25 protein-coding genes are annotated in these 26,063 nt (G+C 65.5%); 9 read left to right on the top strand and 16 right to left on the bottom strand.

The genetic code is table 11. The annotated features are described in order from the left end of the window. The first annotated feature begins 287 nt into the window (after positions 1 to 287). The gene (locus tag VFA60_14910) at positions 288 to 1,211 is read left to right on the top strand and encodes a hypothetical protein (protein HZQ93080.1); all 924 of its coding nucleotides are present in this window, start codon (positions 288 to 290) and stop codon (positions 1,209 to 1,211) included. Between the two features lie 114 nt (positions 1,212 to 1,325). Beyond that, entirely contained in the window at positions 1,326 to 2,462 is a 1,137-nt protein-coding gene (mqnE, locus tag VFA60_14915; protein ID HZQ93081.1) for an aminofutalosine synthase MqnE, read from the top strand. 128 nt (positions 2,463 to 2,590) lie between these two features. Here the strand turns inward: mqnE and VFA60_14920 are convergent, their stop codons facing one another. Genes VFA60_14920 through VFA60_14930 form a run of 3 tightly spaced genes read right to left on the bottom strand, consistent with a single transcriptional unit; the run spans position 2,591 to position 4,788 of the window. After that, positions 2,591 to 3,895 (bottom strand): sigma-70 family RNA polymerase sigma factor, encoded by a 1,305-nt coding sequence (locus VFA60_14920; GenBank protein ID HZQ93082.1) that lies wholly within the window; start codon positions 3,893 to 3,895, stop codon positions 2,591 to 2,593. After that, complete coding sequence (locus VFA60_14925) at positions 3,895 to 4,248, bottom strand: YciI family protein (protein ID HZQ93083.1); 354 nt, start codon at positions 4,246 to 4,248, stop codon at positions 3,895 to 3,897. The genes VFA60_14920 and VFA60_14925 overlap by 1 nt, the downstream gene beginning before the upstream one ends. Before the next feature lie 18 nt (positions 4,249 to 4,266). Beyond that, entirely contained in the window at positions 4,267 to 4,788 is a 522-nt protein-coding gene (locus VFA60_14930; GenBank protein HZQ93084.1) for a hypothetical protein, read from the bottom strand. A gap of 711 nt (positions 4,789 to 5,499) precedes the next feature. On the opposite strand from VFA60_14930, the gene VFA60_14935 reads away from it, so the two are divergent. The 3 genes from VFA60_14935 to VFA60_14945 all read left to right on the top strand — a co-directional run bounded on the left by VFA60_14935 (position 5,500) and on the right by VFA60_14945 (position 9,183). Further along, positions 5,500 to 6,540, top strand: a complete 1,041-nt coding sequence (locus VFA60_14935) for a hypothetical protein (GenBank protein HZQ93085.1) — start codon at positions 5,500 to 5,502, stop codon at positions 6,538 to 6,540. A 23-nt stretch (positions 6,541 to 6,563) separates the two neighbouring features. After that, entirely contained in the window at positions 6,564 to 7,730 is a 1,167-nt protein-coding gene (locus tag VFA60_14940) for a hypothetical protein (protein ID HZQ93086.1), read from the top strand. Positions 7,731 to 7,944: 214 nt separating this feature from the next. Then, a complete protein-coding gene (locus VFA60_14945; protein HZQ93087.1) occupies positions 7,945 to 9,183 on the top strand; it encodes a N(4)-(beta-N-acetylglucosaminyl)-L-asparaginase in 1,239 nt (412 codons plus the stop codon). 73 nt (positions 9,184 to 9,256) lie between these two features. Here VFA60_14945 and recR read toward each other — a convergent pair whose 3' ends face one another. The 3 genes from recR to dnaX form a co-directional block, all read right to left on the bottom strand. Continuing rightward, complete coding sequence (gene recR / locus VFA60_14950; protein HZQ93088.1) at positions 9,257 to 9,856, bottom strand: recombination mediator RecR; 600 nt, start codon at positions 9,854 to 9,856, stop codon at positions 9,257 to 9,259. A 78-nt stretch (positions 9,857 to 9,934) separates the two neighbouring features. After that, positions 9,935 to 10,258 carry a YbaB/EbfC family nucleoid-associated protein gene (locus tag VFA60_14955; GenBank protein HZQ93089.1) on the bottom strand — a complete coding sequence of 108 codons (324 nt, stop codon included), beginning with the start codon at positions 10,256 to 10,258 and terminating at the stop codon, positions 9,935 to 9,937. A 117-nt stretch (positions 10,259 to 10,375) separates the two neighbouring features. Further along, positions 10,376 to 12,220, bottom strand: coding sequence for a DNA polymerase III subunit gamma/tau (gene dnaX / locus VFA60_14960; protein ID HZQ93090.1), 1,845 nt, complete (start codon positions 12,218 to 12,220; stop codon positions 10,376 to 10,378). 177 nt (positions 12,221 to 12,397) lie between these two features. On the opposite strand from dnaX, the gene VFA60_14965 reads away from it, so the two are divergent. Continuing rightward, on the top strand, positions 12,398 to 12,757 hold the full coding sequence (locus VFA60_14965; protein HZQ93091.1) for an STAS domain-containing protein: 360 nt from the start codon (positions 12,398 to 12,400) through the stop codon (positions 12,755 to 12,757). Here VFA60_14965 and VFA60_14970 read toward each other — a convergent pair. Both VFA60_14970 and VFA60_14975 read right to left on the bottom strand, forming a co-directional pair. Beyond that, positions 12,754 to 13,317, bottom strand: a complete 564-nt coding sequence (locus VFA60_14970) for a GNAT family protein (GenBank protein ID HZQ93092.1) — start codon at positions 13,315 to 13,317, stop codon at positions 12,754 to 12,756. The two genes, VFA60_14965 and VFA60_14970, sit on opposite strands and share 4 nt — an antisense overlap. Beyond that, positions 13,314 to 14,834, bottom strand: coding sequence for an alpha/beta hydrolase-fold protein (locus VFA60_14975; protein HZQ93093.1), 1,521 nt, complete (start codon positions 14,832 to 14,834; stop codon positions 13,314 to 13,316). The genes VFA60_14970 and VFA60_14975 overlap by 4 nt, the downstream gene beginning before the upstream one ends. 206 nt (positions 14,835 to 15,040) lie before the next feature. Between VFA60_14975 and VFA60_14980 the strand changes: the two genes are divergently transcribed. After that, on the top strand, positions 15,041 to 16,117 hold the full coding sequence (locus VFA60_14980; protein HZQ93094.1) for a nucleoside hydrolase: 1,077 nt from the start codon (positions 15,041 to 15,043) through the stop codon (positions 16,115 to 16,117). Between the two features lie 133 nt (positions 16,118 to 16,250). On the opposite strand, the gene menC is transcribed toward VFA60_14980, so the two are convergent. The 3 genes from menC to mazG are packed head-to-tail and all read right to left on the bottom strand — an operon-like array spanning position 16,251 to position 19,086. Then, positions 16,251 to 17,378, bottom strand: coding sequence for an o-succinylbenzoate synthase (gene menC, locus VFA60_14985; GenBank protein ID HZQ93095.1), 1,128 nt, complete (start codon positions 17,376 to 17,378; stop codon positions 16,251 to 16,253). Next, the gene (locus VFA60_14990) at positions 17,375 to 18,202 is read right to left on the bottom strand and encodes a GNAT family N-acetyltransferase (GenBank protein HZQ93096.1); all 828 of its coding nucleotides are present in this window, start codon (positions 18,200 to 18,202) and stop codon (positions 17,375 to 17,377) included. Before VFA60_14990 ends, menC begins: the two co-directional genes overlap by 4 nt. Further along, positions 18,145 to 19,086, bottom strand: a complete 942-nt coding sequence (gene mazG, locus VFA60_14995) for a nucleoside triphosphate pyrophosphohydrolase (GenBank protein HZQ93097.1) — start codon at positions 19,084 to 19,086, stop codon at positions 18,145 to 18,147. The genes VFA60_14990 and mazG overlap by 58 nt, the downstream gene beginning before the upstream one ends. Before the next feature lie 152 nt (positions 19,087 to 19,238). Between mazG and VFA60_15000 the strand changes: the two genes are divergently transcribed. Then, on the top strand, positions 19,239 to 20,948 hold the full coding sequence (locus tag VFA60_15000) for a 1,4-alpha-glucan branching protein domain-containing protein (GenBank protein ID HZQ93098.1): 1,710 nt from the start codon (positions 19,239 to 19,241) through the stop codon (positions 20,946 to 20,948). Positions 20,949 to 21,012: 64 nt separating this feature from the next. Then, a complete protein-coding gene (locus VFA60_15005) occupies positions 21,013 to 22,662 on the top strand; it encodes a glycerol-3-phosphate dehydrogenase/oxidase (protein HZQ93099.1) in 1,650 nt (549 codons plus the stop codon). On the opposite strand, the gene VFA60_15010 is transcribed toward VFA60_15005, so the two are convergent. The 5 genes from VFA60_15010 to bshC are packed head-to-tail and all read right to left on the bottom strand — an operon-like array spanning position 22,642 to position 26,030. After that, positions 22,642 to 23,310, bottom strand: coding sequence for a glycerophosphodiester phosphodiesterase (locus tag VFA60_15010; GenBank protein HZQ93100.1), 669 nt, complete (start codon positions 23,308 to 23,310; stop codon positions 22,642 to 22,644). The genes VFA60_15005 and VFA60_15010 overlap by 21 nt on opposite strands. 6 nt (positions 23,311 to 23,316) lie before the next feature. After that, on the bottom strand, positions 23,317 to 23,631 hold the full coding sequence (locus tag VFA60_15015; protein HZQ93101.1) for a hypothetical protein: 315 nt from the start codon (positions 23,629 to 23,631) through the stop codon (positions 23,317 to 23,319). A gap of 34 nt (positions 23,632 to 23,665) precedes the next feature. Continuing rightward, positions 23,666 to 24,085, bottom strand: coding sequence for a putative toxin-antitoxin system toxin component, PIN family (locus VFA60_15020; GenBank protein ID HZQ93102.1), 420 nt, complete (start codon positions 24,083 to 24,085; stop codon positions 23,666 to 23,668). Next, a complete protein-coding gene (locus VFA60_15025) occupies positions 24,060 to 24,383 on the bottom strand; it encodes a type II toxin-antitoxin system Phd/YefM family antitoxin (GenBank protein ID HZQ93103.1) in 324 nt (107 codons plus the stop codon). The genes VFA60_15020 and VFA60_15025 overlap by 26 nt, the downstream gene beginning before the upstream one ends. A 48-nt stretch (positions 24,384 to 24,431) precedes the next feature. Then, entirely contained in the window at positions 24,432 to 26,030 is a 1,599-nt protein-coding gene (gene bshC / locus VFA60_15030; GenBank protein HZQ93104.1) for a bacillithiol biosynthesis cysteine-adding enzyme BshC, read from the bottom strand. Positions 26,031 to 26,063 lie beyond the last annotated feature (33 nt).

The following is a 26,063-nucleotide window of genomic DNA, read 5'->3' on the forward strand; positions in this document are numbered from 1 at the left end:
GTTCCGGCAGAGTGGCTGCTCGCGAAGGAATTCAAAGCGCTAAGACTTCATCGTAGCACTCCGTCGCGTCTGATGCCGAGTGCGAGGAAGCGGTCGTGATTGGCTCAGCCCTCGTTCTCGCATTGGCGACAGTCCTCGGCTCGACGCAACTCAAAACTGCGGCGGAGTCCGTGCCGACTGTAGAACTCGGTGTCACTAAGAGGACAAAGATAAGGCTTAATGCGACTGGGGTCTTGCTGGGGCTACCCGTTCAGTGTGACGGCGAGGGGCGGATTTTAGGGCGACCAATGGGTACTGCCGCGCAAGGCGATGCCGTATTGGTCGAAGCGAGTGGCAAGGAACCAGTAGCCTTTTCAGTCTCCCGAATCAACGACGTCGAGGAACCACGGTTTGGCCGATTCTTCATTGGGGGGAATCGTGTGTATCTGCTTGTATCGGGTACGGAGAACGGTCAACGCAAACAAGCTACGATACGGGCACCGGACGGCTCGGTCTCAGTCGCAGCTGAGACTTTGGGCAGGCAACGTCAATATATTGCTCAATTTGACCTAGACGGAAACTATCTCCGGAGCGTCAAGCTCGATCTTCCTTTTCGAGTTACGCAAATAGCTGCTTTTGATGACGGTACCTTTGTGGCGGCTGGGTTCGATGAGGAGCGGCATGCAGCGACGACCGCGCTGCTGGACTCATCCGGCCAGTTTCTTCACTCTGTTGAGATGGAGTCGGACGTAAGGATGGAAGACGGCTGGCTCAAGGAGCGCGCCGATACGGCTGGAGTGTCGCCTGAAGTAGCGTTTGAGAGGGCAGTGATGGCGTCGGAGTTCATCCCGGACGGAAACTCCATTTTGCTCTTTCGCCGCAGGCAGCCCGTTCCCGTATTTGCGGTGCAGAGGACGGCGCAGGCGACGGCGAGACGCCTTGGCCTGCCGGAGGGGTGGTTGGCGCTGACGCTGAAGTCAGGAAAGGATGGCTGGCTTGTATCGGCGACGAAGCAAGCCAGCGACGGTGCTGGCCAAGACCTCACCCTGTTTCTCGTTAGCCGGACGGACGGCTCGGTTATTCGCCGATACAAATACCCGCCGACTGTCGGTGTTGGGTTGGCGTGCTTCGACAACGAGGTGATGACCTTTGTCCGGCGCGATCCGATTAATGGATTCGAGCTCGTAGAACTCGCACCAGAGCTCAAGGGTTCTCCGGCAGAGGCAAGATAGGAGCGCCGGTTTTAGACTGCCCGGTCGCCCAAGAGGCAGGTCAGCCATAACAAGCACCGGCGACGCCCCTTACCACTGGCCACGCGCGCTTTCGCGCCTGTATCATCAAACGTGATGCGCTCCGCCGCCAGGCATGCATTCCAGACCAGCGACCCGGCGCTGACGCCCATTGCCGGCAAAGTCCTCGCCGGCGAGCGGCTGTCGGCCGACGACGCGCTGGTGCTGTATCGCTCCGGCGACGTGCTGGCGATTGGCTGGCTGGCCAACCACGTCCGCGAGCGGATGCATGGCGACCGCACGTACTTCAACGTCAACCGGCACATCAATCCCACGAATGTGTGCGTGGCGGCGTGCCGGCTGTGCGCCTTCGGCCGCAAGAAGGACGCGCCCGGCGCCTACACCATGGCGCTGGAAGAAGCGTTCCAGACGGCCGCCTCGGGATACAGCGAGGCGGTCACCGAGTTTCACATTGTCGGCGGCCTGCACGCCGACCTGCCGTTCCAGTATTTCCTCGACCTGATCTCCGGGTTGAAGGAGCGTTTTCCGGGCGTCCACCTGAAAGCGTTCACCATGGTGGAGATCGGCTTCTTCGCCAAGCTCTACAAGATGAGCGAGCGCGACGTGCTGCTGCAGCTCAAGGCCGCCGGCCTCGATTCGCTGCCCGGCGGCGGCGCGGAAATTTTTGCCGACCGCGTGCGCCACATCATTTGCGATCACAAGATTGACGGCGACCAGTGGCTGGCCACGGCCAAGCTGGCGCACGAGCTGGGGCTGAAGTCGAACGCCACCATGCTCTACGGCCACGTGGAGAACGACGAAGACCGCGTGGACCATCTGCTCAAGCTGCGCGCGCTGCAGGACCAGACCCACGGCTTCCAGACGTTCATCCCGCTGGCCTTCCACCCCGAGAACACCGCGCTCCGCCATCTGCCGAAAACGACCGGCTTCGACGACATCAAGAACATCGCCGTGGGCCGCCTGGTGCTCGACAATTTCCCGCACATCAAGGCCTACTGGCAGATGATGTCGGCCAAGGTGGCGCAGATCTCGCTGCGCTTCGGCGCCGACGACCTCGACGGCACCGTGATCGAAGAGAAGATCTACCACGACGCCGGCGCCACCACCCCGCAAGGCCTCCGCCGCCAGGAGCTGGAGCGCCTCATCCGCGAAGCCGGACGCGATCCGGTCGAGCGCGACACGCTGTATCGGCCGGTCACGCGGACGGAGACGACGGTCAGCATCGGCGTGTAACGCGTTTGCCGAATTGCCGAACGGCGGAACTCCCGAAGTTAGAACCTCAAAAGTGTCCTAGCCGTCACCAATTCCTTGAAGGAGGTTGAATTTCAATTCGGCAATTCGGCAGTTCCGCAGTTCCGCAATCAGAGGCACTCTCCAAGCTTCCTCTTCAGAAACCTCCTCTCCGGCTCCGAGCACGGCAGCTCCAGTGCACGCCGATACGACTCCGCGGCAGCGGCGCGGTCGCCGGCGTCGAGCAGCAGGCGCGCGCGCACGGAAAAAAACAGGTAGTACTTGTTCATCCATGGTGAGGTGCCGAGGGGTTCGAGTTCCGTCAGCGCCGCGCGCGGGCCGCGGACTTTGCTGACGGCCACGGCGCGGTTCAGCGCGACCACCGGCGACGGATTCAGCGCGAGGAGCTGGTCGTAGAGCGCCAGGATCGCCTTCCAGTCAGTGGCACTCGGGTCCTTGGCGCGGGCGTGGACGGACGCGATCGCTGCCTGCACGTGGTACTCGGAAATCACATCGCCGGCTGCGCACTGAGTGAAGTGGTGGAAACCGAGCGAGACCAGGCGCTCGTCCCAGCGGGCGCGGTCCTGGTCATCGAGCAGGACCAGGTCGCCGCGCTCGTCGGTGCGCGCGGGCAGGCGCGCGGCCTGGAAGGCCATGAGCGCGACCAGCGCGTGCGCCGTGGGCGGTCCCAGCGCGGACGCCGCCACCAGCCGGCCAAGCCGTAGCGCTTCGCGGCAGAGATCCTGTCGCACCAGGTCTTCGCCCTCGTGCGCGGCGTAGCCCTCGTTGAACATCAGGTAGATCACTTCCAGTACCGAATCGAGGCGCTCGGCGAGTTCCGGGCCGCGTGGCAGCTCGAAGCTGAGCTGAAGCTGCTTGATCTGCTTCTTGGCGCGCACCAGGCGCTGCGCGATGGTGGGTTCTTCGGCGAGGAACGCGCGCGCCACCTCGCGCACGCTGAAGCCGCCCACGGTTTTCAGGCTGAGGGCGACGCGGGCGTCGCGCGGCAGCGCGGGATGGCAGCACATGAAGACCATGCGCAGCTCATCGTCGCGAAGGTCGGTGCTCATAGCGGGCTCGCTGCGCGACTTGCTCCGCTCGAGTTCGGCGGCAATGGCCGCAGACTTCTGGGCGAAGACCGAGTTGCGCCGCACGACGTCGAGCGCGGCGTTGCGCGCGGCCTGGAAGAGCCATCCGGCGGGATTTTCCGGGATGCCGCTGTAAGGCCACTTCTGCAGCGCCTTGAGCAGCGCCTCCTGCACCACTTCTTCGGCCAGTTCCAGGTGCTCGGGGCCGAGAAGCCGTGTGAGGTAGGCGACCATCTGTCCCGCGCGGCTCCGAAACAGATGGTCCACCATGCCGGCGACCTGGGGCTCGGAGCCCGCGGTCGCGGGTCGGGCATTGCTCAGGGCCGCCGCTTCGCCTGCGAGATCCATCAGCCTCCCAGGTTGTCCACCTCGCGGACTTCGATGGTGCCGCCGAAGCCGAGGTGCGGATGGTCCTTGGAGCGTTCCACCGCCTGGTTGTAGTCGGAGGCCTCAATCAGGTAGTAGCCGCCGAGCACTTCCTTGGTCTCGCTGTAGGGACCGTCGGTGACGCGGGCGTTGGTCTTGCCGCGAAGCACCTTGCCCACGTCGTTGGTGAGTTTGTGGCTGCCTTTCAGGAAGCCGGACTGGCTGGCCTTCATGCCCCAGGCCACGTATTTCTCGATGGCCTTCTGCATTTCTTCCGGGCTGAACTTCATCCAGTCGGCCGGGTTGGCGTAGAGCAATAGAAGATATTGCGCCATCAGTTTTTCTCTCCTTGATTATCGGACGCGAGTGTACGTCACGTCTTCGGTGAACTTGGTTTTGCCGGCCTCGACGAACTGCCAGTTGCTGGAGAAGTGGTCGGGGTCGGTGAATTTGAATCTGGCGGTGTGCATGTGTCCGGCGCCGGGGGCGATGTTGGAGCCGCCGGCGAAGTCGAACGCCAGGTCGCCGGTTGCGGGCGAGAAGCGGCGCGCCGTCATGCGCGGCTGGTTGCCGGCCATGCAGTAGTGCGTGAGCACCAGGTTGCCGTTTTCCAGCGTGTACATGGTCACCATCTCCTGCTCGGGATGGTTCACGAAGTTGAAGCGTTCGAGCACAGCCGACCCGCTGGCGATCACCTTGTAGCTGATGGTGGCGTCGCCCTGCGGCGTGCCCTTGCTCTCCCAGTTGCCTTCCAACGACTTGATGCGCTGGAAGGCCGCGGTGGCCGCGTCCTTGCTCAGGGCGGGCTTTTCCGCTGCCATCGCGCAGACCGGCAGCAGAAGCGCAATTGCCGCCGGAATCCAATGCTTTCTCATCGTCCTCTCCCGGGGAGCTGCCCTTCGGAAGCAGGCGCTCCGTTCCTTTCGCCCGGTAAACGAAGGAAAGACGTGGGAATCGACACGACGGCTCAACTTTATTTGGGGATTAAGACGTGCGCTGGGTGTCCGCCAGGTGCCTGCAGAGGAACAAATGCCGGCCCTCGCTCCGGGGTCGTGGCGGACCCTGGACTGCGTGGCGCGGACGCCCTCGTCGGCGCCCACCCGGCTTGAAGACGGACCCTGACAGCGACCGGCGCCGGTTGCCGCGCCTTCGGCGCCCGACAGAACCGCTGTTCGTCACATTTCACACACTCGGATGTGCGGAGCTTCCCCCGGATGCTCGCGACGTGCGCTCCAATGCGTCCTGCGCGAGCACGCCTTCAGGGTGCATCTGCACGCTGCGGTGGTGATGCGGGAGCATTTGCATCTTCTCTTCAGTCCGCAGCGGAATGCTGACGGGAACGCCCACAGCCTGCGAACGATCATGCAGGCCATCCCGAGCGTCTCGGCCCGCCAGGAGGATGCCTTGGCAAGGCAAATCGTGAGCTGCTGCGGGCTGGAAAATGCAACCGTTGTTCACGCTTGCGCTTCTATGGACAAGACGGATGTACAATCCCTGCAACTTCCGTCCCCGGAGTCGGCTGTTTTGCTCCTGGGGACGGCTGCCACGCGGAACTGGCGGGATCTCTTGTTTCCCCCGAGGCTCCCATGAACGTGCATATCAGCTACAAGGTCCCGAAGTCGCCCGACATCGAGCACGTCTTCCGTCAAAACATCGAGAAGTTGCGGCGTCGCTTGCAGGTGTTCAAGCCTGAGCTGGTGCATCTGCATGCGGTGCTGGAACAGAGCTCGGCGCGCGAAGGGTTCGTGGTGTCGCTGAATCTGCGTTTGCCTTCCGGGCAGATGGCCGCCCGGGAAGCGGCGAACGGCGCGGTGCCGGTGATCAAGTCGGGATTCGAGCACCTGCTCGACGAGGTCTCGAAGCACAAGGACTTGCTGCGCAGCGAGCAGAAGTGGGTTCGCCGGCGGCGCGTGGGCCGCGCGCTCTCGCCGCAGGTGCCGTTCGAACAGACGCTGGCGGCGGTCCATCCGCCGCAAGCCACGGTGGAAGACATCAGCTCGTGGCTGAACACGAATCTGCCGCGGCTGCGGCGTTACCTGGAGCGCGAACTGCGCTTCCGGCGCAACAGCGGCCAATGGGTGCCGCTGGACGTCACGCCGGCGGAGGTCCTGGACCAGCTCGTCGCCATGGCCCTCGACGATCGGCATCGTCCCGAGGCGCTGGCGCTGGAGCCCTGGCTGTTCCGGCTGGCGCAGAAGGCGATTGCCGAAGTGGTGCGCGGCGCGCATGAGCCCGCCGAGACCATTCCGTTGGAGGAGTCGGCGCGCCGGCAGAACGTGAACGGCAGCGACGAGCCGCACCTGCAGTTCCATCAGCCCGATGAGCGGCTGACGCGCGAAGATGTGATTCCCAACGGCGGCGCCAGTCCGGAGCAGATCGCCGCCTCCGACGAAATCATTGACCAGATCGAGGCGGCGCTGAAGGATGCTTCGCCCCTGGAACGCAACGCCTTTATCCTGTTCGCCATCGAAGGCTTCACGCCGGAAGAGATTGCCTCCATCAGCGACCACAAGGTCGAGGAAGTGAAGGCATCGGTTGAGTCCGCCCGCGAGAGGCTGCGAAAATCGGTGGTGAACGCCAGCAGCAAGTTCATCAGCAAGCTGCTCGAACACTCACGCATCGCCTGATTTCCCCAACAGGAGCCGGCCGCATGATGACGCGCGAAGAGCTTCGTACGTTGGCTGCTTTTGAGTCGCCGGAACACGGCGCCATTTCCTTCTACTTCCAGCCGTGGAAGCCGCGCGACCAGTCGCATCGCGACGAGAGCATCCTCGTCCGCGACCTGGTGCGCGCCGCCGAGCGGAGTGCGGACGGCCGCAAATCGCCGTCACGCGCCGACTTCGACCGGATCATGGCGCTTTCCGAGACACTGAAAAGCAATCACTCGCAGGCCAAGGCGGTGTTTGCCTGCGAGAGGGCGGGCCTTTGGCGTGAACTGGATTTGCCGGCCCGCCTGCCCCGCACGGAACTGTTCGTGAACCGGCGGCTGCATCTTCGTCCGCTGGCGGCGCTGCTCGACTCGGTGCCCCGGGCGGCGGTGGCGATCGTGGACCGCAAGCGCGCTCGCCTTTTCGACTTCTGCATGGACGAGATTACCGAGTTCGCTGATTTCCAGAGTGACATGCCGCGAATGGGCCGCAGCAGCTACGGCTACCAGGGCTACAACGCCGGGCACGTGGAGCGGCACGCCGAATATCACGCGATGCAGCACTTCAAGTACGTGGCCGACCGCTTGCTCGAGCGCTACGGCAACGGCAACGGCTTCGAGAAGCTGATCGTGGGATGCCGCGACGAAGTGTGGCCTGAGATCGAGGCCCAGCTCCATCCTTACCTGCGGAATGCGCTGGTGGGCCGGTTCTCGATGGACGTGGCTACGGCCGTGACCGAAGACGTCCGGCGGCAGGCGGCGCGCATCCTGGAAGCTGACCTGGCAAACCATCGCAGCGGGCTGGTGCGCGAGGTGCTCGGGCAGGCGCGGCGCAACGGCGCCGGCTCGGTCGGCCTGCGGCACGTGCTGGCGTCGCTGGAGCGCGCCGAGGTGCAGGCGCTGCTGGTTGGGTCGCGCTTCACGGCGGCGGCGGTGGAGTGCTCCAACTGCGGCCACGTGGACACGCGCATGGTGCGCGAATGCGCCGTCTGCGCGCATCCCACGCGCGAACTCGACGACGTGGTCGACGCCCTGGTGTCCCTGGCGCTGCGCAACAGCGCCGAGATTCTCTACGTGAGTGACGACGCCGAATTTGAGCGCGCCGGAAACGTTGGCGCGCTGCTCCGCTTCCGCGCCGACCAGAGGACTGCCGACAAGGTGGCAAGTTAGTTGATTCTCATGCTGGGCGAGGCCCGCGTCTTCCTGCGGGCCGAGCCGAAGCATCCCTGCTCCACCTGCTCTGCGGGGCACGGCAGGGGGTCCTTCGACTCGCCCGCGCGGAGCCCGCTGGCTTCGTTCAGGATGACTTCCCAAGGGATTTTCGTCCGTTCCCCCTCGCCCTCCTCCGGGTGTTATGCTTTCCAGTTTTCCTGGAGCAGAACTCATGAAATTTTCTCGCCGCGATTTTATCGGCAGCGCTGCCCTCGGCTCAGCTTCGCTCGCGTTCGGACTGGAGGCGCAGGAACGCAAAGAAACCGACCACAAGCCGGCGCAGTCGAAGACCGAGGCCGTTGCGCCGTCGGGGAAGCGTCCGGTGGTGATCTGCGCCAACAACGGGCGCAACTACATCGAGCGCGGATACGAGATCGTGAGCAAGGGCGGCGACACCCTCGAAGCGGTCATGTCCGTCATCCGCGGCCCGGAAGACGACCCCAACGACACCAGTGTGGGCCTGGGCGGGCTTCCGAATGAAGAAGGCGTGGTGGAGCTGGATTCATGCTGCATGCACGGGCCTACTCGGCGTGCCGGCTCGGTCGGCGGCGTGCGCAACATCAAGAACGTCTCCCTGCTCGCCAAGGCCGTGATGGAGCACACCGGCCACGTGATGCTCGTGGGAGAAGGCGCCGAGCGCTTCGCGTACGCCATGGGCTTTCCCAAGGAGAACTTGCTGACCGAACACTCGCGCAAGGTCTGGCTGCTGTGGAAGGAGATGCGCTCGAACCAGGACTGGTGGGGTCCGGGCATTGCCGATCCCAATTGGAAGCCGCCCACCACGCCGCCCGCGGCGCCAGCGTCGGAGCAGTGGCGCGAGCGCATAAAGAAGATGGAAGAGATGGCGGCCGGCCTGGGCATCGCGCCGGAACTGCGCTTGGCGGCAATCGAGGCGGTGCTCTATCCGCCGCACGGAACGATCAATTGTTCGGTCGTCAACGAAAAGGGCGAGATGAGCAGCGCCACCACCACCAGCGGCCTGGCGTGGAAGCTGCCGGGGCGCTGCGGCGATTCGCCGATCCTCGGCGCCGGCTGCTGGTGCGACCAGGACGTGGGCTCGGCGGGCGCGACCGGCAGCGGGGAAGAGAACATCAAGGTGGCGGGCGCGCACACCATCGTGGAGAACATGCGCCACGGCATGTCGCCGCGCGAGGCCGGCCTGGACGCGCTCAAGCGCATTGCCCGCAATCACAACAACGACATGACCCGGCTGCGCTATCTCGACATGGTGTACTACATCCTGCGCAAGGACGGCGCGTACGCGGGCGTCTCGCTGTGGAGCGGCAGCGCGGAGCGTCCGCGGCGCTTTGCCGTGCACGACGGCACGGCGCGGTCGGAAGACTGCGTGCCGCTGTTCCAGGGCGCGCCCATCGCCTGGCCGCCCACGCCGAGGCTGCCGAAAGAGAGCTAGCTGCTGCGTCCTCCATTTGGTCCGCAAGGATGTTCCAAGGCTGAATGCTGATTGCTGGGTGCTGATTGCTGCGCTACAGCTCCCGCCGTCCCTCGATCGCCTTCTGCATGGTGACTTCGTCGGTGTACTCGATGTCGGCGCCGGCGGGGATGCCGGTGGCGATCCGCGTGATGCGCACGCCGGAGCGCTTGAGCAGCTTGGAAAGATAAACGGCGGTCGCCTCGCCTTCGACGGTTGGGTTCGTGGCCAGGATCACCTCGTCAACGTCGCCTGATTCAATGCGGCGCACCAGCGCCGACGTCCGCAACTGCTCCGGGCCGACGCCCTGCAGCGGCGAGATGGCTCCGTGCAGCACGTGATAGACGCCGTTGTAGTGCCGCGTCTTTTCAACCGACGCAATATTGGTGGGCTCTTCGACCACGCACACCACGCGCTGGTTGCGCGTGGCCGAGCTGCAGTACACGCACGGGTCCACGTCGGTGATGTTGTTGCACTGCGAGCACAGGTGCAGGCGCGCCTTCACGTCGCGGATGGCGCCGGCGAGGGCCTCGGCGTCGTCGGCGTTGGAGCGCAGGATGTGGAAGGCCAGCCGCTGCGCGCTCTTTCCACCCACGCCGGGCAGCTTCTTCAGCTCGTCAATCAGGCGAGCCATGGGCTCGGCAAATTTGCTCATGGAATCGGGTAAGTGCGTAATCGGGTAATCGGGTAAATGGAAACAACGACGGTTGAATTTACCCGATTACCGGATTTCTCAATGTCCCGATTGTCCGAACATTCCTCCCAGTCCGCCCAGCATTCCACCGAGCGAACTCTGCAATTCCTGCTCGACCTTGCGACCGGCCTCGTTGACGGCGGCCATGACCAGGTCCTGGAGCATCTCGACGTCGCCCGACTTCACCGCCTCGGGCTCGATGCGCACTTCCAGCACCCGCTTCTGTCCGTTCATCTTCACCGTGACGCTGCCGCCGCCGGAGGACGCTTCGACCACTGTCTCGGCCATGCGCTTCTGCAGCGATTCATACTGCTGCTTGGCCTGCGCCATCAGGTCGCGGAGCTGATTGGGGTTGAAGCCCATAAAAACGGTTTCGAGTTTCCAGTTTCCGGTTTCTGGTTTTTGTGATGCCGATTTGCATCGTCACGCCAGACGTCGCCGGGGCGTCCGCGCAAAAAACTGGAAACGAGAAACGAGAAACTATTTCTTCTGATCAATCACCGTCCGTATCTCGGCCCCGAACTTCTCCTGCAGGCGCCGGACCACCGGGTCGTCGGCGGCGCGGGCGCGGGCGCTGCCGATGGATGCGGTGCGAGGCGCTTGGGCGCCGCCACTCGCGCCGTTGGGCGCGGCGCCGGGGACGACTTTGATCGTGAGTGCGCGACCGGCAGCGGCCTGCGCAGCGATGTTCACCACGCGACGCGCGTCGGCGCCCATCACCATGTCAATCATCGCTGCCGATTGCGACACCTTGATGACGAGGTCGTTGCCCTCGAGGCTCCACTGGCCGTCCTCGAGAAAACTGGCGGTTGCGCCCTGGCTGCCGGCTTCGAGATCGCCGAGGACGCGCGCGCGAAGAGCATCGATGCTGACGCGGGACGCGGGCGCCGGCAGAAGCGACGCTTCGACGCGTGCTTCCCGGGCCGGCTCGGCTACGGAAACGGCGCGTACTGCCGTAAGGCCGGCCGGCTGCGCACCCGACGCCGCAAGCGACAGCGCCGACGTCCCATCGCTCATCTCCCGGCGAAACGGATTGGGCGGCTCCGGCGCGTCGCCGCTCTTGCGCGCCCGATCGGCCTGGAAGGGCGACGAGCCCCCGCGCTGCGGCCCTGCCGGTTCGCTCGCGCCGCGCCCAGCGGAGGGCCTTGGTCCGCCAGGACGCGGAGGGACCGCCGCCGCGCGCGCACTCTCTCCCCCGGCCTGGCTGAGCAACTCTTCGACGGGCAGCAGCCGTTGCGCATGCACGAGCTTCAGCAGCCCGAGTTCGAGGTGAAAGCGCTGCTCCTGCTTCCAGCCGAGTTCGCTGTGCGTGCGCAGCATGATTTGCAGAAAGCGGGTCAGGTCTTCTTCGCTGAACTGTTCGGCCACACGCGCCACTCGCGCGCGTTCATCGGCAGAAATCTGCAGCAGCGGCGATTCGGCGCCGGCGACCTTGGCCACCACCGCGTTGCGCAGGAAGCGGACCAGTTGGCGCGCGAAGTGCGCCGGGCTCTCGCCCTCGGTAACGAGGCGATCGACCAGGCGGAGCACGTCTTCGCTGGAGTTGCGCGCCACCGCGCCGAGCATCTCCTCGAGCGTCTCGGAGGGGACCGCGCCGGCCAGCCGGCGCACGGTCTCCGCGGTGATCTTGCCGGTGGACGAGGCGATGGCCTGGTCCATGATGCTGAGCGCGTCGCGCAGGGAGCCGTCGCCGGCCTCGGCGAGCATGGCGAGGGCGGCGTCGTCAGCCGAGATTGTTTCGCGTCCGGCGATGTCGCGCAACTGGCGCACGATTTCGTCGAACTTCACGGCGTGGAAGCTGAAGTTCTGCGTGCGCGAGCGGATGGTCTGGGGAATGTCTTCCGGCTGCGTGGTGGCCATCATGAAGACAATGTGGCCGGGCGGCTCCTCGAGCGTTTTCAGCAACGCGTTGAAGGCGGCGTCGGTGATCTGGTGCGCCTCGTCGAGGATGTAGACCTTGTAGCGGTCGCGCGCCGGGCGGTATCGGGCCGCGTCCCGCAGCTCGCGGATTTCGTCGATGCCGCGGTTGGTGGCGGCGTCGATTTCGATCACGTCCACCGAACGGCTTTCGCGGATCTCGACGCACGATTCGCACTCGCCGCAAGGCTCCGGGACTGGTTTGTCACTCGACCGGCAGTTCAGCGCCATCGCCAAAATGCGCGCCACCGTCGTCTTGCCGATGCCGCGATGTCCGCTGAAGATATAGCCGTGCGCGATGCGCTGCTGGGTGAGCGCGTTCCTGAGCGTCTGGGTGACGTGCGGCTGGCCGATGACGTCGGCAAATTTCTGTGGGCGGTACTTCCGGGCCAGCACCTGGTAGCTCATCGAAGGAAACTTGATTATAAGCGCTTCACCGCAGCGACGCAGAGGGCGCCGGGGAATTCGCCCCTGGCATGTGGCGCTTGGCATCTGGCGCCGGGGTTGCATTTATGCGGCGCAAAGCATTATCGTTTTGCGCTCGAAAACGCGGCGGTCGAGGTGTCTGCCGCCAGGGAGGTCGCTATGCCATTGAAGCTCAGCAGCCGTTCGGTCCGGGGCGTGATTGTGGTGGACTGTGCCGGCCGGATCGTTTTTGGCGACGAGGCGGCCATCCTGCGCGAAGAGCTGAAGAAGCTGCTCCAGCACAACCGCTCGATCGTGCTCAACCTCAGCAACGTCGGCTACATCGATAGCGGCGGACTGGGCACCCTGGTGGGAATCTACACTTCGGCGCGCAACCTGGGCGGACAGATCAAGCTGGCCGGGCTGAACAGCCGCGTGATCGACCTGCTCCAGATCACCAAGCTGGTGACGGTGTTTGAAACCTTCAAGACCGTCGACCAGGCCACCGATTCCTTCAGCGGCGCTGCCGGCGCGGCTTAGCCTTCTCCACGCAGCCTGGCGTAAATCTTCACGTCGAGCGATTTGCCGTTCTTGTACATCCGCGAGCGCAGCACTGCCTCGAAGCGCATGCCGATTTTCAGCAGCACCTTTTCCGACGCCGTGTTTTCCACCGCGCAGTGCGCTTCCACGCGCTGCATCCCCAGCGGCCCCAGGCCGAACTCGAGCACGGCGCGCGCGGCCTCGGTGCCGAACCCCTGTCCCCACTGATCGCGCGCCAGGAAGTATCCCATGGCGGCGTAGCGATGCGCGCGGTTCACGTCGCCGAAGCCGCAGGTGCCGATCACCACATGATTGTCACGGCGCTCGATGATCCACGGGCCCAGGCCGAACTCCGCGTATTGCTTGAAGCAGTTGTCCACGAACTCCTGCGTGTCGGAGAGCGTCTGGTGCGCGTCCCAGCCGCCGTAGCGCGTGACGTCGGGGTCTTTGGCCCAGGCGAAGATCGCGTCAACGTCGGCGCCCTTGGCCCGGCGCAGGAGGAGGCGCGGCGTCTCCAGGGAGAACATCGGGTACAGGCCGCTGGTGACGATGTCGTTCATGGACGCGCCGGCGTGCCATTGCCCTGCGAGGCCGGCGCCTTGGCCGCCGGTTTGGCGGCTACCTTTTCGCCTGGGCGAGCGACGGCGGCCATCTCGCGGCCAATCTGCTCGGTCAGCCCGTCGCGGTACAGGTCAAAGTGCGAGCGCCCGGCGAGGAACGTGAAGTCGGCGCGGATGCCGGCTTCTTTGAATGTCTGCTCCAGCAGGCGCGCCGATTCGTCGAGATGAAACGTGTCGGCGGTGCCGACGGTGAGGTGAATCTTGCCGTCGAGCAGCGGCTTGAGCCTGGCCGCGTTCTTGCGCACAATTTCGGCGATGTCGTACTTCTCCCACGCCTCGGCGACGGCGCGATTGATGATGCCGGTGTCGCGGTCGAAAAGCGGCGCTGGCCGCCCGTCGCCGCCGCGCGGGCTGAAGACCCAGTCGAACGACGAAATCTGGCCGCCGTAGTCGCCGAGCACGGCCTCCTGGCGGGCGTACTCCTCAAAGCTCATCACTTCTTCGCCGTTCATCCGCACCAGCTGATACGGCGTGCCGTCCGGCTTGCGATAAATGTTCGTCGCCTTGCGCAGGTCGGGACCGGTGAAGTTGCGGAAGTCCGAGGGATCAGGCGACGTGGGCCAGCTCCCGCCGAACACCTGCGGATACGTCACCTGGAGCCACAGCACGGCCCATCCGCCGGAGGAGTGTCCGGTCAGCAGGCGGCCTGAGGGCCTGGCGTCCATGCGATAGGTTTTTTCCAGGTGCGGAATCAGCTCGCTGGTGAGCGCCTTGCCCCACGGGCCGTTGTTCACCGAGTCGGCAAACTCGTGCGTTCCTCCGGAACAGGATTCGTCCAGCAGGACATAGATCATCTCCGGCAGCTTGCCCTCGCTCATCAGCCGCTGATAGCTGGCGGCGACCCGCGGAAAGTAGCGCAGTTCGGCGCCGAAGCCGTGCGTCCAGTACACGGTGGGATAATGCCGCGTCAGCGACGACTCGTAGCCGGGCGGCAGGACCACGAGCCCGCGCATGTGGATGGGGCGTCCCCAGAACGCACTCAGCGATGGGCTCACGAAGTCTACCAGTTCGGTTCCAGGCAGCGGCTTGATCGGCTCTTCCGGATACCGCTGGGTGAGCGTGAGCGCCACGGTGCCGCCCGCGGGAGTAAACCCGGGCAGCGGCACGACCACGCTGCGCAAATCGCCGGGATGCGCGCCGTTGTAGGCGTAGTGGTGGTTCACGTCCAGCAGCGCCATGGCCTGGTAGTCGCCCGGGGGCGCGGTGTTCAGCGGAGCGGGGAAAGCGGGAGCGTTGGGCCCGATCTCGATTTCCTGGCCGGGCGAGAGCCGCACTTCCTGCGAGGTGATCCAGACGGACTTCGCTTCTTTACCTTCCTCCTGGCTGAGTTCCTTCCGCGGCTCTTTCTGGCTGGAAAGAAACACGATCAGCCGGCCGGATGCGTCGTCTCTTGCCAGTTCCGGCGAGAGCCGCACGCGAAGGTGGATCGGCGGGGGCGCGGTCTGCGCGCAACACACTGCCGCCAGAGCAACCGCGGCAAGAAATGACCCGGCGGTTTTCCGCAGGTCCCGCGGCGAGCAAGAGAACAGGCGTAAGTTCATTCGTAACCCCAATCGTCAAATTTGAAGTTCTTACTCTACCAAAGCGCCACATTCCGGCTTTGCGGCGGGCCGGTGTTGTGTTACACCTCCATGTCCCAAAACCCAGGCCAGGAGCCGCTTCCGTGCGAACCCGCGTGTTGTTGTGTTTCGTCGTTCTCGCCAGTCTCACCGTGGCTGCACAGTCCAAACGCAAGATTATCATCGACCAGGACGCGCGCGGCCCCGCCACCACCGACCAGAACGCCATCCTGCTGCTGCTGCAGTCGCCGCAGGTCGATCCGCTCGGCATCACGATTGTGAGCGGCGATCAATGGCGCGACGAAGAAGTGGCGCACACGCTCCGCATGCTGGAGCTGACCGAGCATCGCGGCGTGAAGGTATATCCCGGTGCGGTGTTTCCTCTCATCAACAGCAGGGAAGAGATTGCGCGCTGGTCCAGGCTTTACGGGCGAGTGGGATACCAGGGCGCGTGGAACGAGCGCGGCACCACGCAGCGGGTGCGCACCCCGTATCACGAGCCGTTTGTCGTGCCCGATCTGCCCGAGGGCAATCCGGCGCTGAAACCGGAGACGGAAGACGCGGCGCACTTCATCATTCGCATGCTGCGCCAGTATCCCGGCGAGGTGACAATCTACGCCGGCGGGCCGCTCACCAACCTGGCGCAGGTGGTGAGCCTCGATCCGAAGGCGCCCGAACTGGCGCAGGAGCTGGTGATCATGGGCGGCAGCGTAGGGCCGGAGAATGCCGACATCGCGCGCAAGACGGCGAATCGCCGCGAGTTCAACTTCTGGTGGGATCCGGAAGCGGTGCACATGGTTTTGCGCGCGCCCTGGAAGAAGATCACGGTCACGACGGTGGACATCTCGGTGAAGACCCGGATGACGCCGGCCATGATCGCCGAGATCGGCAAGTCAGGCACGCCGGCGGGCAAATACATCGGCCAGTACGCCGGCGAAGAGTTGCTGTGGGATGAACTCGCGGCGGCGGCGTGGCTCGACCCTAGCATCATCACCAAGCAGGCGCAGCTCTACATGGACATGGACATCTCCCACACCGCCGGCTACGGCAACACGCTCGTCTGGAACCCGAACGACGCACCCGGGCTCGGCGAGCGGCTGGTGTACGTGCACACCGACCTGGACCTGGAGAAGTTCAACCGGATGGTGGTGGATTTGTTGTCGCGGGGGCCGGGGAAGTAGGCGGAGTTGGACGCTGTTTCGCCGCCGATGATGACCCATTTCGTAGAGACGCGGCTTGCTGTGTCTCGCTGTTGTTTACGCGCGCGGAGACGTTGCACGCAACGTCTCTCCGGGAGGTTAAGCGCTCGCTTCGTTACCCGCTGACCGCCGCGGCAGGCCGGATCGTTTCCTTGCGGACCGTGAGCTTCTCGATGAGGTCGGTGCGGATCGCGTATCCGGCGCCGGCTTCGTTGCTGACGGCGATGAAGCCCTCGGGCGAAACGGTGACCGGCGGCTCGATGATGTCGTCTTTCCAGTAGCGCTTCGAGGCGGAAACGTCGCCGGGCAGCGTGAAGTTCGGCAGCGTGGAAAGGGCCACGTTGTGCGCGCGTCCAATGCCCGACTCCAGCATGCCGCCGCACCACACGGGGACCTGGGCTTTCTGCGCCACGTCGTGGACCGCAATGGCCTCGCTGAATCCGCCCACGCGTCCCACCTTGATGTTGACGATGCGGCAAGCGCCGGCCTCGATGGCGGCTTCGGCGTCGCGCGCGTTGCGAATCGCTTCGTCGAGGCAGATGGCGGTCTGCAGTTGCTTCTGCAGCCGCGAGTGGAAGTAGAAGTCGTCGTTCCACAGCGGCTGCTCGATCATCAGCAGCTTGAACTGGTCGAACTTTTTCAGGTGGTCGGCGTCGGCGAGCGTGTAGGCCGAGTTGGCGTCACAGCTCAGCAGGACCTTCGGCCAGCGCGCGCGCACTTTCTCCAGAATGTTGACGTCCCAGCCCGGTTTTACCTTCAGCTTGATGCGGCGATACCCGGCGGCGAGTTCACCGGCGACCTTGTCGAGCAAGTGCTCGACCGTGTCCTGGATACCAATTGAAACGCCGCACGCGATGGCGCTCTGCGTGCCGCCCAGCAGCTTCCACAGCGGCATCTTCCTGATGCGCGCCTCGGCGTCCCAGAGCGCATTCTCCAGCGCGGCCTTCGCCATGCGGTTGGCGCGGACGCGCGCGAAAACAGCAGGCGCGTCGGCGCCGCGCGCGATTTCTTTCCCGGCGAGCGCGGGCGCAAGATATTTGCTGATGACGTACCACGCCGTGTCGATCGACTCCTCGTTGTAGAACGGGTGTTCACCCGCAACGCACTCGCCCCAGGCGTCGAGCCCCTGACAATGCAGCGTGACCAGCGCAATGCGCCGCTCGGTAGTGCGGCTGAAGCTGGTCTCGAAGAAGTGGACCAGCGGCATGCGGATTTCGCGGAGCGTGATGGCTTCAATCTTCATGCTTCACTCGCATACGACCACGGCTCGTCCCATTTGCCCAGAAGAAATTTCCCGTTTCCCGCCTCGTCGCGCTCGTAGGCCAGCACGCTCAGGCCCCGGGCGAAGGCCTGCTGAAACAGCTCGCGGTTGCGCGTTTGGACCTCCGCCGCTTTGGCGCGCGTTTCGGGAGCGGCCTTCCAGGCGTAGATTTCGGCCGGCACGCTGATCGTCAGTTCGGGCGTGACATTGGGGGCGACGCCCCGATCGAGCACGTCCGAGACGCGGCGTGACTTGAGCCACCACTCGGCCACGAGACGGTCAGTCGGCAGCCCGCCCTGCAGCGCCGACGACGACACGCCGTACTGGTTCATGTTGTAGCGCCGCGCAATCGCGCCCAGGCGCGTTATGTTCAGGTGCGAGTTCTTGATCTCCAGCGGATCGAAGGTCCATTCGATGAGTTCGAAGCCGCGCGGCACGGCGTCATCGCGCTGCGCCAGCTTCATGCGGCGTCCCAGGCCGTGGTTGCGATAGCTTTCGCGCACGGCCAGCATGTGCGAGTGCAGGTAAGGATGCCCGGCGCGCGTACCCGGAATCGAAAGCGCGTAGCCGACCAGTTCCGGGCCGTCGAAGCTGCCGATGATCTGCCCGCCAATTTTTTCCGCGACCACGAACATGCGCAGCGGCACCAGGTCGGCGTCAGAAAAGTTCCACACCTCTTTTTGCAGGCGGACGCAGGCTTCCAGTTCCGCAAAGCCTCGGCAGGGCCGGATGACGACGCTGTCGCCCGTCACTTCGCGCCGTCCTGCGGCGCGTTGGCTTTCTCCAGGCGCTTCGACTGTTGCCATAGCAACTCCATTTCCTCCAGCGTGGCGTCTTCGAGCCTGCGGCCGGCGGCCCGCAGTTGCTGTTCCATCCATTGGAAGCGCTGCTTGAACTTGCGATTGGTCTTCTTCAGCGCCGATTCCGGGTCCAGCGAAAGATATCGCGCCACGTTCACCAGCACAAAGAAAAGATCACCGACTTCGTCTTCCAGGCGCGCGCGCAGGTCGTCGGCGATCGCGGCGCCGCTGGCGCCGGCCACGCCGCGCTGCGCCGGCCGCGGCCCGGGAGCAGGGAAGCGCTTCAGCTCCTCGCGCAGCTCGGCGGTTTCTTCCGCCAGCTTGTCGAACAGGCCTTCGATCTCGGGCCACTCGAAGCCGGCGTGCGCCGCTCGCGAGCTGAGCTTGTGCGCCTCCAGCAGCGCCGGCATGGCATGCGAAACGCCGGCGAGGACCGAATCCTTCTTGTCTTCGGACTTCGCCGCCTTCCCGCCGCCGCCTTCGAGCCGCTTCTTCTTTTCTTCCGCCTTCAGCGCCTCCCAGTTGCGGAGCACGTCGCCCGCGGTTTCCGCTTTAACGTCGCCGAAAACGTGCGGATGCCGATCAACCAGCTTGCCGCTGAGCCGGTCGAGCACGTCGTCAATCGAGAAGTAGCCCGCCTCGCGCGCCATCTCGGAGTAGAAGAGAACTTGCAGCAACAAATCGCCCAGTTCGCCGGTGAGTTCGGGCCAGTCGCGATTGTCAATCGCTTCCAGTACTTCGTAGGTTTCCTCGAGGGTGAACGGCTTGATCGAGTCGAAGGTCTGCTCGCGGTCCCAGGGACATCCGCCGGGCGCGCGCAGCCGGGCCATGATCTGGACAGCGCGCTCGAAGCGATCGCCGGTGGTCGGTTTGGAAGCATCCGACGGCATCCCACTAATGTAACGGACGCAGTCGCTGGTACCAACGCCCGCGGGGCACGGCGTCGCCCGCGGCGCTGGTGTAAAATTTCTGTTTCCGCGCCCGCGTCGCGACCAGACCGTCAGCCGCCCATCACTCGAACCAGGAAGGCGGAACACGCACGATGAATGCCGGCAAGCCCATCTCGGGATACGTGACCTTTGTCCTGCACGCGCACCTGCCCTACGTGGTGCATCACGGCACCTGGCCGCACGGGCAGGACTGGCTGCACGAGGCGGCGGCGGAAACCTATGTGCCGCTGCTGCGCGTGTTCGCGGAGCTGGAAGGGCGCCGCACTCCCCTCAAGTGCAACTTGAACCTTTCGCCGGTCCTGCTGGAGCAGATGGCGCTTCCGGACTTCAAGGCTGGGTTCGAAAGCTACCTGCGCCAGAAAATCGAGGCGGCCCGCAAAGACCGCAGGCACTTCGAAGCCAAGGGCCAGGGACACTTCACAAGGCTGGCGCAGTTCTGGGCCGATTTCTACGAAGGCGTTGCGCGCGACTTCGCCGCGCTGGGCGGCGACCTGATCGCCGGCTTTAAGCGCTACTACGACTCCGGCTCGATCGAGATCATCACCTGCGGCGCCACCCACGGCTATTTCGCGCTGCTCGGCGCCGACGCCTCCATCCGCGCGCAGGTGCGCGTCGGCGTGGAGACCCACCAGCGCTTCTTCGGCCGCAGGCCGCGCGGCATTTGGCTGCCCGAGTGCGCCTACCGGCCCGCGGGACCATGGCGGTATCCGGTGCCGGTGGATGGATTGCGCGGCCCGTTCCAGCGTTCGGGCGTGGAGCAGGTCCTGGCCGAGTACGGCATCGAGTTCTTCTTCGTCGACACGCACCTGGTCGAGAAGAACGTGCGCTTCACGCCGTACGAGGTCCTCGCCGGCGACGTGCCCGTGGCTGTCGAGGAACAGGCGCGCGACGGCGGCCCGTCGGTCTATCTCCCGTACTACGCCGATACGCCCACGCGCGACCGCGCGCGCGTCGCGTTTTTCACCCGCGACGCCCGCACCGGCATTCAGGTGTGGAGCGGCATGCACGGATATCCCGGCGATCCGGTGTATCTGGAATTTCACAAGAAGCACTGGCCGGGCGGCCATCGCTACTGGCAGGTCACGCAGTCGCAGCTCGACCTGGGCGCCAAGACGCCGTACTTTCCCGAGATCGCGCAGCAGCAGACGCAGGTGCACGGCCGCCACTTCGTGGAAACCACGCGCAACGTGCTGGAATACGACGCGCCGCACAGCGAGGGCGTTCCGCCTGTTCTCTGCGCTCCATTCGACGCCGAACTGTTCGGCCACTGGTGGTTCGAAGGCCCGTCGTGGCTGAAGCATGTCGCCATCGAAGCGCACCGGCCGGATTCGGGCATCGAGCTGGTCACCGCGCCCGAGTACCTGGCGCGGCAGAAGCCGGCGGGATTTGTGCCGCTGCCTGAAGGTTCCTGGGGACGCAACGGGACGCACGAAGTCTGGCTGAATCGTGACACCGAGTGGACGTGGAAGCACATCTACCAGGCGGAGCTGGCGGTGCAGCAGTTGGTGCAGAGCGGCCGCTGGCGCGAGTCGGAGGAGGCGCGCCGGCTGGCCACGCAGATTGTCCGCGAGCTGCTGCTGCTGGAGTCGAGCGACTGGCAATTCCTCATCACCACCGAACACGCCCGCGACTACGCCGAGAAGCGCTTCAACGAACACCTCACCGGCTTCAACGAGCTGCTCGGGGGCTGGCGCCAGTTCGAGGCGGCCGGGAAGGTTCCCGAGCAGACGCGTCGCAGGCTGGAAGAGCTGGAGCGCGTGGATTCCGTCTTCCCCGAGATCACGCCTGAGGTCTTCGCCTAGCAAACTTGCTTCCGGCCGCGCGCGCGTAGAAGCTCACCCGAGTACCCGCGCATCTGAATAGAAGATGAACCGCGAATTTTCGCAGCGCCCGCCGCTGGCCGGCCAGTGGTTCGACGTGGCCGTGATCGGCGGCGGCGTCAACGGCGTGGCCATCGCGCGCGAGTGCGCGCGCGCCGGTGCCGCCGTGCTGCTGGCCGAACAGCACGACTTCGCTTCCGGTACCACCAGCCGCTCCACGCGCATCATCCACGGCGGGCTGCGCTACCTGGAGCACGGCGAAATCGGCCTGGTGCGCGAGTCGGTGGCCGAGCGCGAGCGTTTGCTGCGCCAGCGGCCGCACCTGGTGCGCTCGCTCAATTTTCTGCTCGCCATGCCGCCCGGCCGCGGGCGCCGCAGCGCGCTCGGCATCCGTGCTGGGTTGTGGCTTTATCGCAGATTCGGCGACGGCGCGCCGCACCGCGGTCCCGGCGACGGCGAAGCGCGCAGGCGCTTCGAGCAGGCCCTCGACTCGGGCCGGCGGCTGGCTCTGTTCTCCTACGACGACGCACAGTGCGAATTTCCCGAGCGGCTGGTCGCCGAATGGCTGCGCGAGGCGGTCGCGGCGGGCGCGGAGGTCCGCAATCACACGCGCGCGCTGCGTATCCAGACGTCCGGCGGGCGGGTGCAGGGCGTGCTGTTGCGCGACCAACTCAGCGGCGCCGAGTTCGCCATCGAGTGCCGGCTGGTGGTCAACGCCGGCGGTCCGTGGGCCGACCAGGTGGCTGCTGCCGCCGGCCTGCGCCAAGGCGCGCGGCTTGTCGGCGGGACGCGCGGCTCGCACATCGTGCTGGGCCGGCTTCCCGGCGTTTCGTCGTCGGCCATCTACGCGCCGGCCGCCGACGGCCGGCCCGTCTTCATGGTTCCGTGGAACGGCCAGGTGCTGGTGGGCACAACCGATATTCCCGATCAGGGCGACCCCGGGCGCACCCTGCCGACCACCGATGAGATCGCGTATCTGCTGGCCGCGGTGAACGCCATGTTTCCGGCCGCGCGGTTGGGCCTTGCAGACATCGCGTACGCGTTTGCCGGCGTGCGCCCGCTGCCTTATGCGCCGGGCGAGGCGCCGGCGGCAATTTCACGGCGCCACTTTCTCCACAATCACGGCGCCGACGGCGCGGCCGGCATGGTCAGCGTGATCGGCGGCAAGCTCACGACCGCCGCCAGCCTGGCGCGCCAGTGCGCGCGCAAGCTGGGATACGGCGTCGCCGAGCCGGCCGGCGCCGTCGCCATGGCCGACGACGGCCCAGACGCCGCATTGCTGGAGTGGCAGCGCCGCGTAGCTTCCTCGGCGGGCATCGGCAAGCGCACGGCGCACGCGCTGGTGGACTGGCACGGCGAGCACGCGCTCAAGCTGGCGCGCGCAGCGGCGCGCGACGCCCGTCTGCGTGCCCCGTTGTGCGAGCATACGGCGCACATCGCCGTCGAGGCGCTCAGTGCCGTTCAGGATGAATACGCCGCCACGCTGGCCGATGTCCTGCTGCGCCGCGTTCCCGTGGCGCTGCATGCGTCATGGTCGGCCGCGTGCACGCGGACGGCTGCAAATAGCGTGGGCGCCGCACTGGGATGGACCGAACGCCGCCGCGAGGAAGAGATCGAGCGCTTCCAGCAGGAGCGCGCCGCATTCCTGGTGAAGCCCGTCCCCGCGGCGCGCGCCCTAGCGCCAGAGACTGCCTAACAGTTCCGTGTCATCGGAGATGATCGCGTCCACGCCCATCTCGGCGAAGCGCAACATGTCGTCGCGCCGATTCACGGTCCACACAAAAACCTGGCGGCCGCGGGCGTGAAAACGATCGAGCATCGGCCGGTCCAGCAACCTGGCGTTCGGCGCCATTGTTTGGACCGCGGACCCCTCGGCCGCCGCCAGGTGGTCGCGCCGCTCGCTGATGAAACCGAGGGGAAGCTTCGCATCGAGCCGGCGCAGCTCGGTCAGCACGTCCGGCTGAAATGACGTGACCACGTAACCGCGCTCGGGCGGCGCCTCGCGCAGCGCGCGCAACACGCGTTCCTCGCAACCCGCGACCTTGATTTCGATGTCGAGGTACGCGCGCTTGCCATAGCGCGACAGCACGTCTTCCAGGCAGGGAACCATGCAGGCGGCCGCCTCGCATAGCCGGTTGTAGCCGCACTCGGCAATGACCGCGCCCTTCAGCTTGGGATCGTGGCAGAGGACCGCGCGGCCGTCGCGGGTGAAGCGCACATCGAACTCGAACCCGTCGCAGCCGTGCGCCAGCGCGAGGTCGAATGCTTGGAAGGTATTTTCCGGGGCCTGCTTGCGGGCGCCGCGATGTCCGAGCCGCAGCGGGCGAGTGGGCGCGGCGTTCACGCGAGGCTAGTCCAGGTCGAAGTCGCGGATGGGCCGCCCGGTATCGGGCGACTCTTTGGCTTTCTTCAGCGCCTCGCGGAACTTCTTGTCGAGCAGGTCGCCCTTTTGCTTTTCCGCCTCGACCGACTGCCGAAAGATGGAGTCGCGCCGGCTGTCGGCGTCGTGCATGGCGCGCGCCGCGGCGTCGAGGTCGGCAAACGTCTTGGGACGCACGGCCGGCGTGTGCGCGATGACGGCGCGCGTCTCCACATCAATTTTCAGCAAGGCGCCGCATTCCGGGCAGGTGACCTCGAACGTCTCGGCCTGGTGCTTCTTGGACATGAGGAGATGATAGCGCACTGGTGAACGCTCGTGACTATTCCAGCTCGGGGATGAGTATCTCGACGAACTCCCTGGCGCTCACGACCGCGGTCCCACGCCACGAGCGCGGGAAGTGGCGCTTGTTTCCCGTGATCAGAAATTGGGCTCTCGCCTCCTCAGCGCACTCAAGGAATTTATTGTCGTCGAGATCGCCAGCCGCGCTCACTCCTTTGCCCGGAGTGACGCGCCGCCCAGCGCGCACAATCAGTTCAAGCGACAGCTCGACAAGTGACCTGGTTAAACCGAACTTCGGTCTCAACAGGACGTTACGGTATTCGTGCAGAATCGAGTCGGAGTAGCAGGCAAGAATCGTTCCGGCGATGGACATATCCAGAACGAACCGCTCGAATCCGTCAAGGTTCAGGTGGGCGGAAACGACGACGTTGGTGTCAAGAACGACGGCCGGTCTTGGCACGGCTCAGCTTTTCTTCACGCCGGTACGCCCTAATCTCCTTATCGATCTGGCGCATGCTCATTCGTGACCTGCCGGATTTGACCGATGCGGCGCGCAGCGCCGCGAGCGGCTTGCTTTCGGGCGCCATCGTCTTAAGGAAGTCGCGCACGCTCATGATGACAACCTGAGGTTCGCCGCGGCGGTCCACCACAAAACGTTCCTGCCGCTGGCGGGCCCGGCGCATGATCTGCCCGAACTGGGTGCGAGCGGTAAGCGCCGAGATGATCTTGGGGGCGAGCGGTGTGTCTTTGGTCGCCATGACGTTGAACTAATTAATTAGTTCGAGGAGATTCTAGCACCACACGCACTACAAATACACCACCTGATGGTCCGGGCACTGCGGCCTGGCCACGTCCAGCAGCGCATCGAGCACGTCGGGGCCGTAACGCGCCACGAACGACACGCCTGCAACCACGCGCTCCTGCAAAGTCTTGTTCGGATAGAGCGCCGCGCTGAGCCGGTCGGCGTGGCGGACTACGTCCTCGTGCCGCCGCATGCCGGCGCGGGCGGCGCGCACGTGCAGGCGCTGGAGCTGGTAGCGCATCTTGGCGGCAGCGCGGGAGGCGGCCTCGCTCAAGGTGGGATCGAGTTGCAACAGTTCGGTGGAGTAGGCCGCGATGAGCGCGTCGAGCGCGCCGGCGGAGTTGCGGTAGGTCTCTTCCAGCTTCGACGGCAGGCTGCGGCCGGCGAGCAGTTCGCGCGTATGCTCCACGCCCTTGAACAGGTCGGCGACACGCGCCTGGTAGCGATCGAGCAGGCGTTTACATCGCGGCTCGACCAGCGTCGCGCTGAAGCGCGGCAGCGCCGGCGTCACCCCGCCGAGCAGCTTGTCTTCCAGCACCGCCACCTGCGCCCAATACGCGATCTCGGCCGGGCCGGCGATCACTGCGACTGAGGGCAGCAAAAAGTCCTGCATCGCCGGACGCAGCAGCGCGTTGGGGCTGAACTGCTCCGGCGCGGCCTCCACCTCAGCGGCAAATTCGGCCGCCGTCAGCCTTCGGTCGCCGACCACGAAGTGCGAGTTACTGCGCCGGATTGCCACGCGTCGCCCGCCCGCGAGCGAAAACAGCAGCGACGACGATGCCGCCACCTTCACCTGCGCGTGGTACCCGGAGGCTTCGAGTTCTTTGCCGCGGGCATCGAGCCCGGCGTGCAGTTCGTCGGCGCGGCGGGCGGCGTTGCCGAGCAGCGGCGCCGCAAGCTGGTGCAGTTCGCTGTCGAGCGGATCGAGCACGATGAGCCCGAAGCGGCCAAACAGGCACATGAGGAGCCGGGCGAAGGCTGAACCCAGCGTCTGGCCGGGTGCATACGCCTGCTCGAGAATGCTGGGACCGATCAGGTGCTCGACCTGGCGGAGCACCGAGTTGATCTCAGCGCCGAGGCGAATGCTTCCCACCGGGGCGTCCGGCGGCGCAGTGGACGCGATCTCGATGCGATGCGGCTCTCCGTGCTCGTCGGCGAGGAAGGCATGCGACACTTCGGCGAAGTCGTGGTCCTCGGTGGCCAGCCAGAAGATGGGCGCCGATTCGACACCCGCGGCGGTATATTCAGCCGCAACTTTTACGGCGCTCAGGGCTTTGTAGAAGGAGTACAGCGGCCCGCCCAGCACGCCCACCTGCTGTCCGGTAACCACGGCAAGAGCGCCGTTGCGCAACCGGCCGAGATTGGAAATGACTTCAGGAGGCGCGTTCCACGCCCGGTTTTGCCGCAGCAGCGCGTTGGCCACGGCTTGGCGCTGCGCCTCGGCATAGCGCGCGCGGACTTTGGCGGCTTGCTCAGGCAGCCAGTCACGGGTGAGCGGCGGGTGCGCGTAAAAGCGGCGAACACGATCCAGGTTGTACAGGTAGTCGAGGAACAGGCGCGAGCTGTGCGGTATGCCCGTAAACGGCAGACACTCGGAATACACTAGCGGCGCTCCCCTCGCCGCTCGCGGCGGCTC

This window comes from Terriglobales bacterium (genome assembly GCA_035651995.1).
In the GTDB taxonomy this organism is placed as follows: Bacteria; Acidobacteriota; Terriglobia; order Terriglobales; family Acidobacteriaceae; genus DASRER01.

What these genes read in the sequence shown, in the direction of transcription:
- VFA60_14910 (HZQ93080.1), top strand. Translation starts at nt 288, where the DNA reads ATGGGTACTGCCGCGCAAGGCGATGCCGTATTGGTCGAAGCGAGTGGC.
- mqnE (HZQ93081.1), top strand. Translation starts at nt 1,326, where the DNA reads ATGCGCTCCGCCGCCAGGCATGCATTCCAGACCAGCGACCCGGCGCTG.
- VFA60_14920 (HZQ93082.1), bottom strand. Translation starts at nt 3,895, where the DNA reads ATGGATCTCGCAGGCGAAGCGGCGGCCCTGAGCAATGCCCGACCCGCG.
- VFA60_14925 (HZQ93083.1), bottom strand. Translation starts at nt 4,248, where the DNA reads ATGGCGCAATATCTTCTATTGCTCTACGCCAACCCGGCCGACTGGATG.
- VFA60_14930 (HZQ93084.1), bottom strand. Translation starts at nt 4,788, where the DNA reads ATGAGAAAGCATTGGATTCCGGCGGCAATTGCGCTTCTGCTGCCGGTC.
- VFA60_14935 (HZQ93085.1), top strand. Translation starts at nt 5,500, where the DNA reads ATGAACGTGCATATCAGCTACAAGGTCCCGAAGTCGCCCGACATCGAG.
- VFA60_14940 (HZQ93086.1), top strand. Translation starts at nt 6,564, where the DNA reads ATGATGACGCGCGAAGAGCTTCGTACGTTGGCTGCTTTTGAGTCGCCG.
- VFA60_14945 (HZQ93087.1), top strand. Translation starts at nt 7,945, where the DNA reads ATGAAATTTTCTCGCCGCGATTTTATCGGCAGCGCTGCCCTCGGCTCA.
- recR (HZQ93088.1), bottom strand. Translation starts at nt 9,856, where the DNA reads ATGAGCAAATTTGCCGAGCCCATGGCTCGCCTGATTGACGAGCTGAAG.
- VFA60_14955 (HZQ93089.1), bottom strand. Translation starts at nt 10,258, where the DNA reads ATGGGCTTCAACCCCAATCAGCTCCGCGACCTGATGGCGCAGGCCAAG.
- dnaX (HZQ93090.1), bottom strand. Translation starts at nt 12,220, where the DNA reads ATGAGCTACCAGGTGCTGGCCCGGAAGTACCGCCCACAGAAATTTGCC.
- VFA60_14965 (HZQ93091.1), top strand. Translation starts at nt 12,398, where the DNA reads ATGCCATTGAAGCTCAGCAGCCGTTCGGTCCGGGGCGTGATTGTGGTG.
- VFA60_14970 (HZQ93092.1), bottom strand. Translation starts at nt 13,317, where the DNA reads ATGAACGACATCGTCACCAGCGGCCTGTACCCGATGTTCTCCCTGGAG.
- menC (HZQ93095.1), bottom strand. Translation starts at nt 17,378, where the DNA reads ATGAAGATTGAAGCCATCACGCTCCGCGAAATCCGCATGCCGCTGGTC.
- VFA60_14990 (HZQ93096.1), bottom strand. Translation starts at nt 18,202, where the DNA reads ATGGCAACAGTCGAAGCGCCTGGAGAAAGCCAACGCGCCGCAGGACGG.
- mazG (HZQ93097.1), bottom strand. Translation starts at nt 19,086, where the DNA reads ATGCCGTCGGATGCTTCCAAACCGACCACCGGCGATCGCTTCGAGCGC.
- VFA60_15000 (HZQ93098.1), top strand. Translation starts at nt 19,239, where the DNA reads ATGAATGCCGGCAAGCCCATCTCGGGATACGTGACCTTTGTCCTGCAC.
- VFA60_15005 (HZQ93099.1), top strand. Translation starts at nt 21,013, where the DNA reads ATGAACCGCGAATTTTCGCAGCGCCCGCCGCTGGCCGGCCAGTGGTTC.
- VFA60_15015 (HZQ93101.1), bottom strand. Translation starts at nt 23,631, where the DNA reads ATGTCCAAGAAGCACCAGGCCGAGACGTTCGAGGTCACCTGCCCGGAA.
- VFA60_15025 (HZQ93103.1), bottom strand. Translation starts at nt 24,383, where the DNA reads ATGGCGACCAAAGACACACCGCTCGCCCCCAAGATCATCTCGGCGCTT.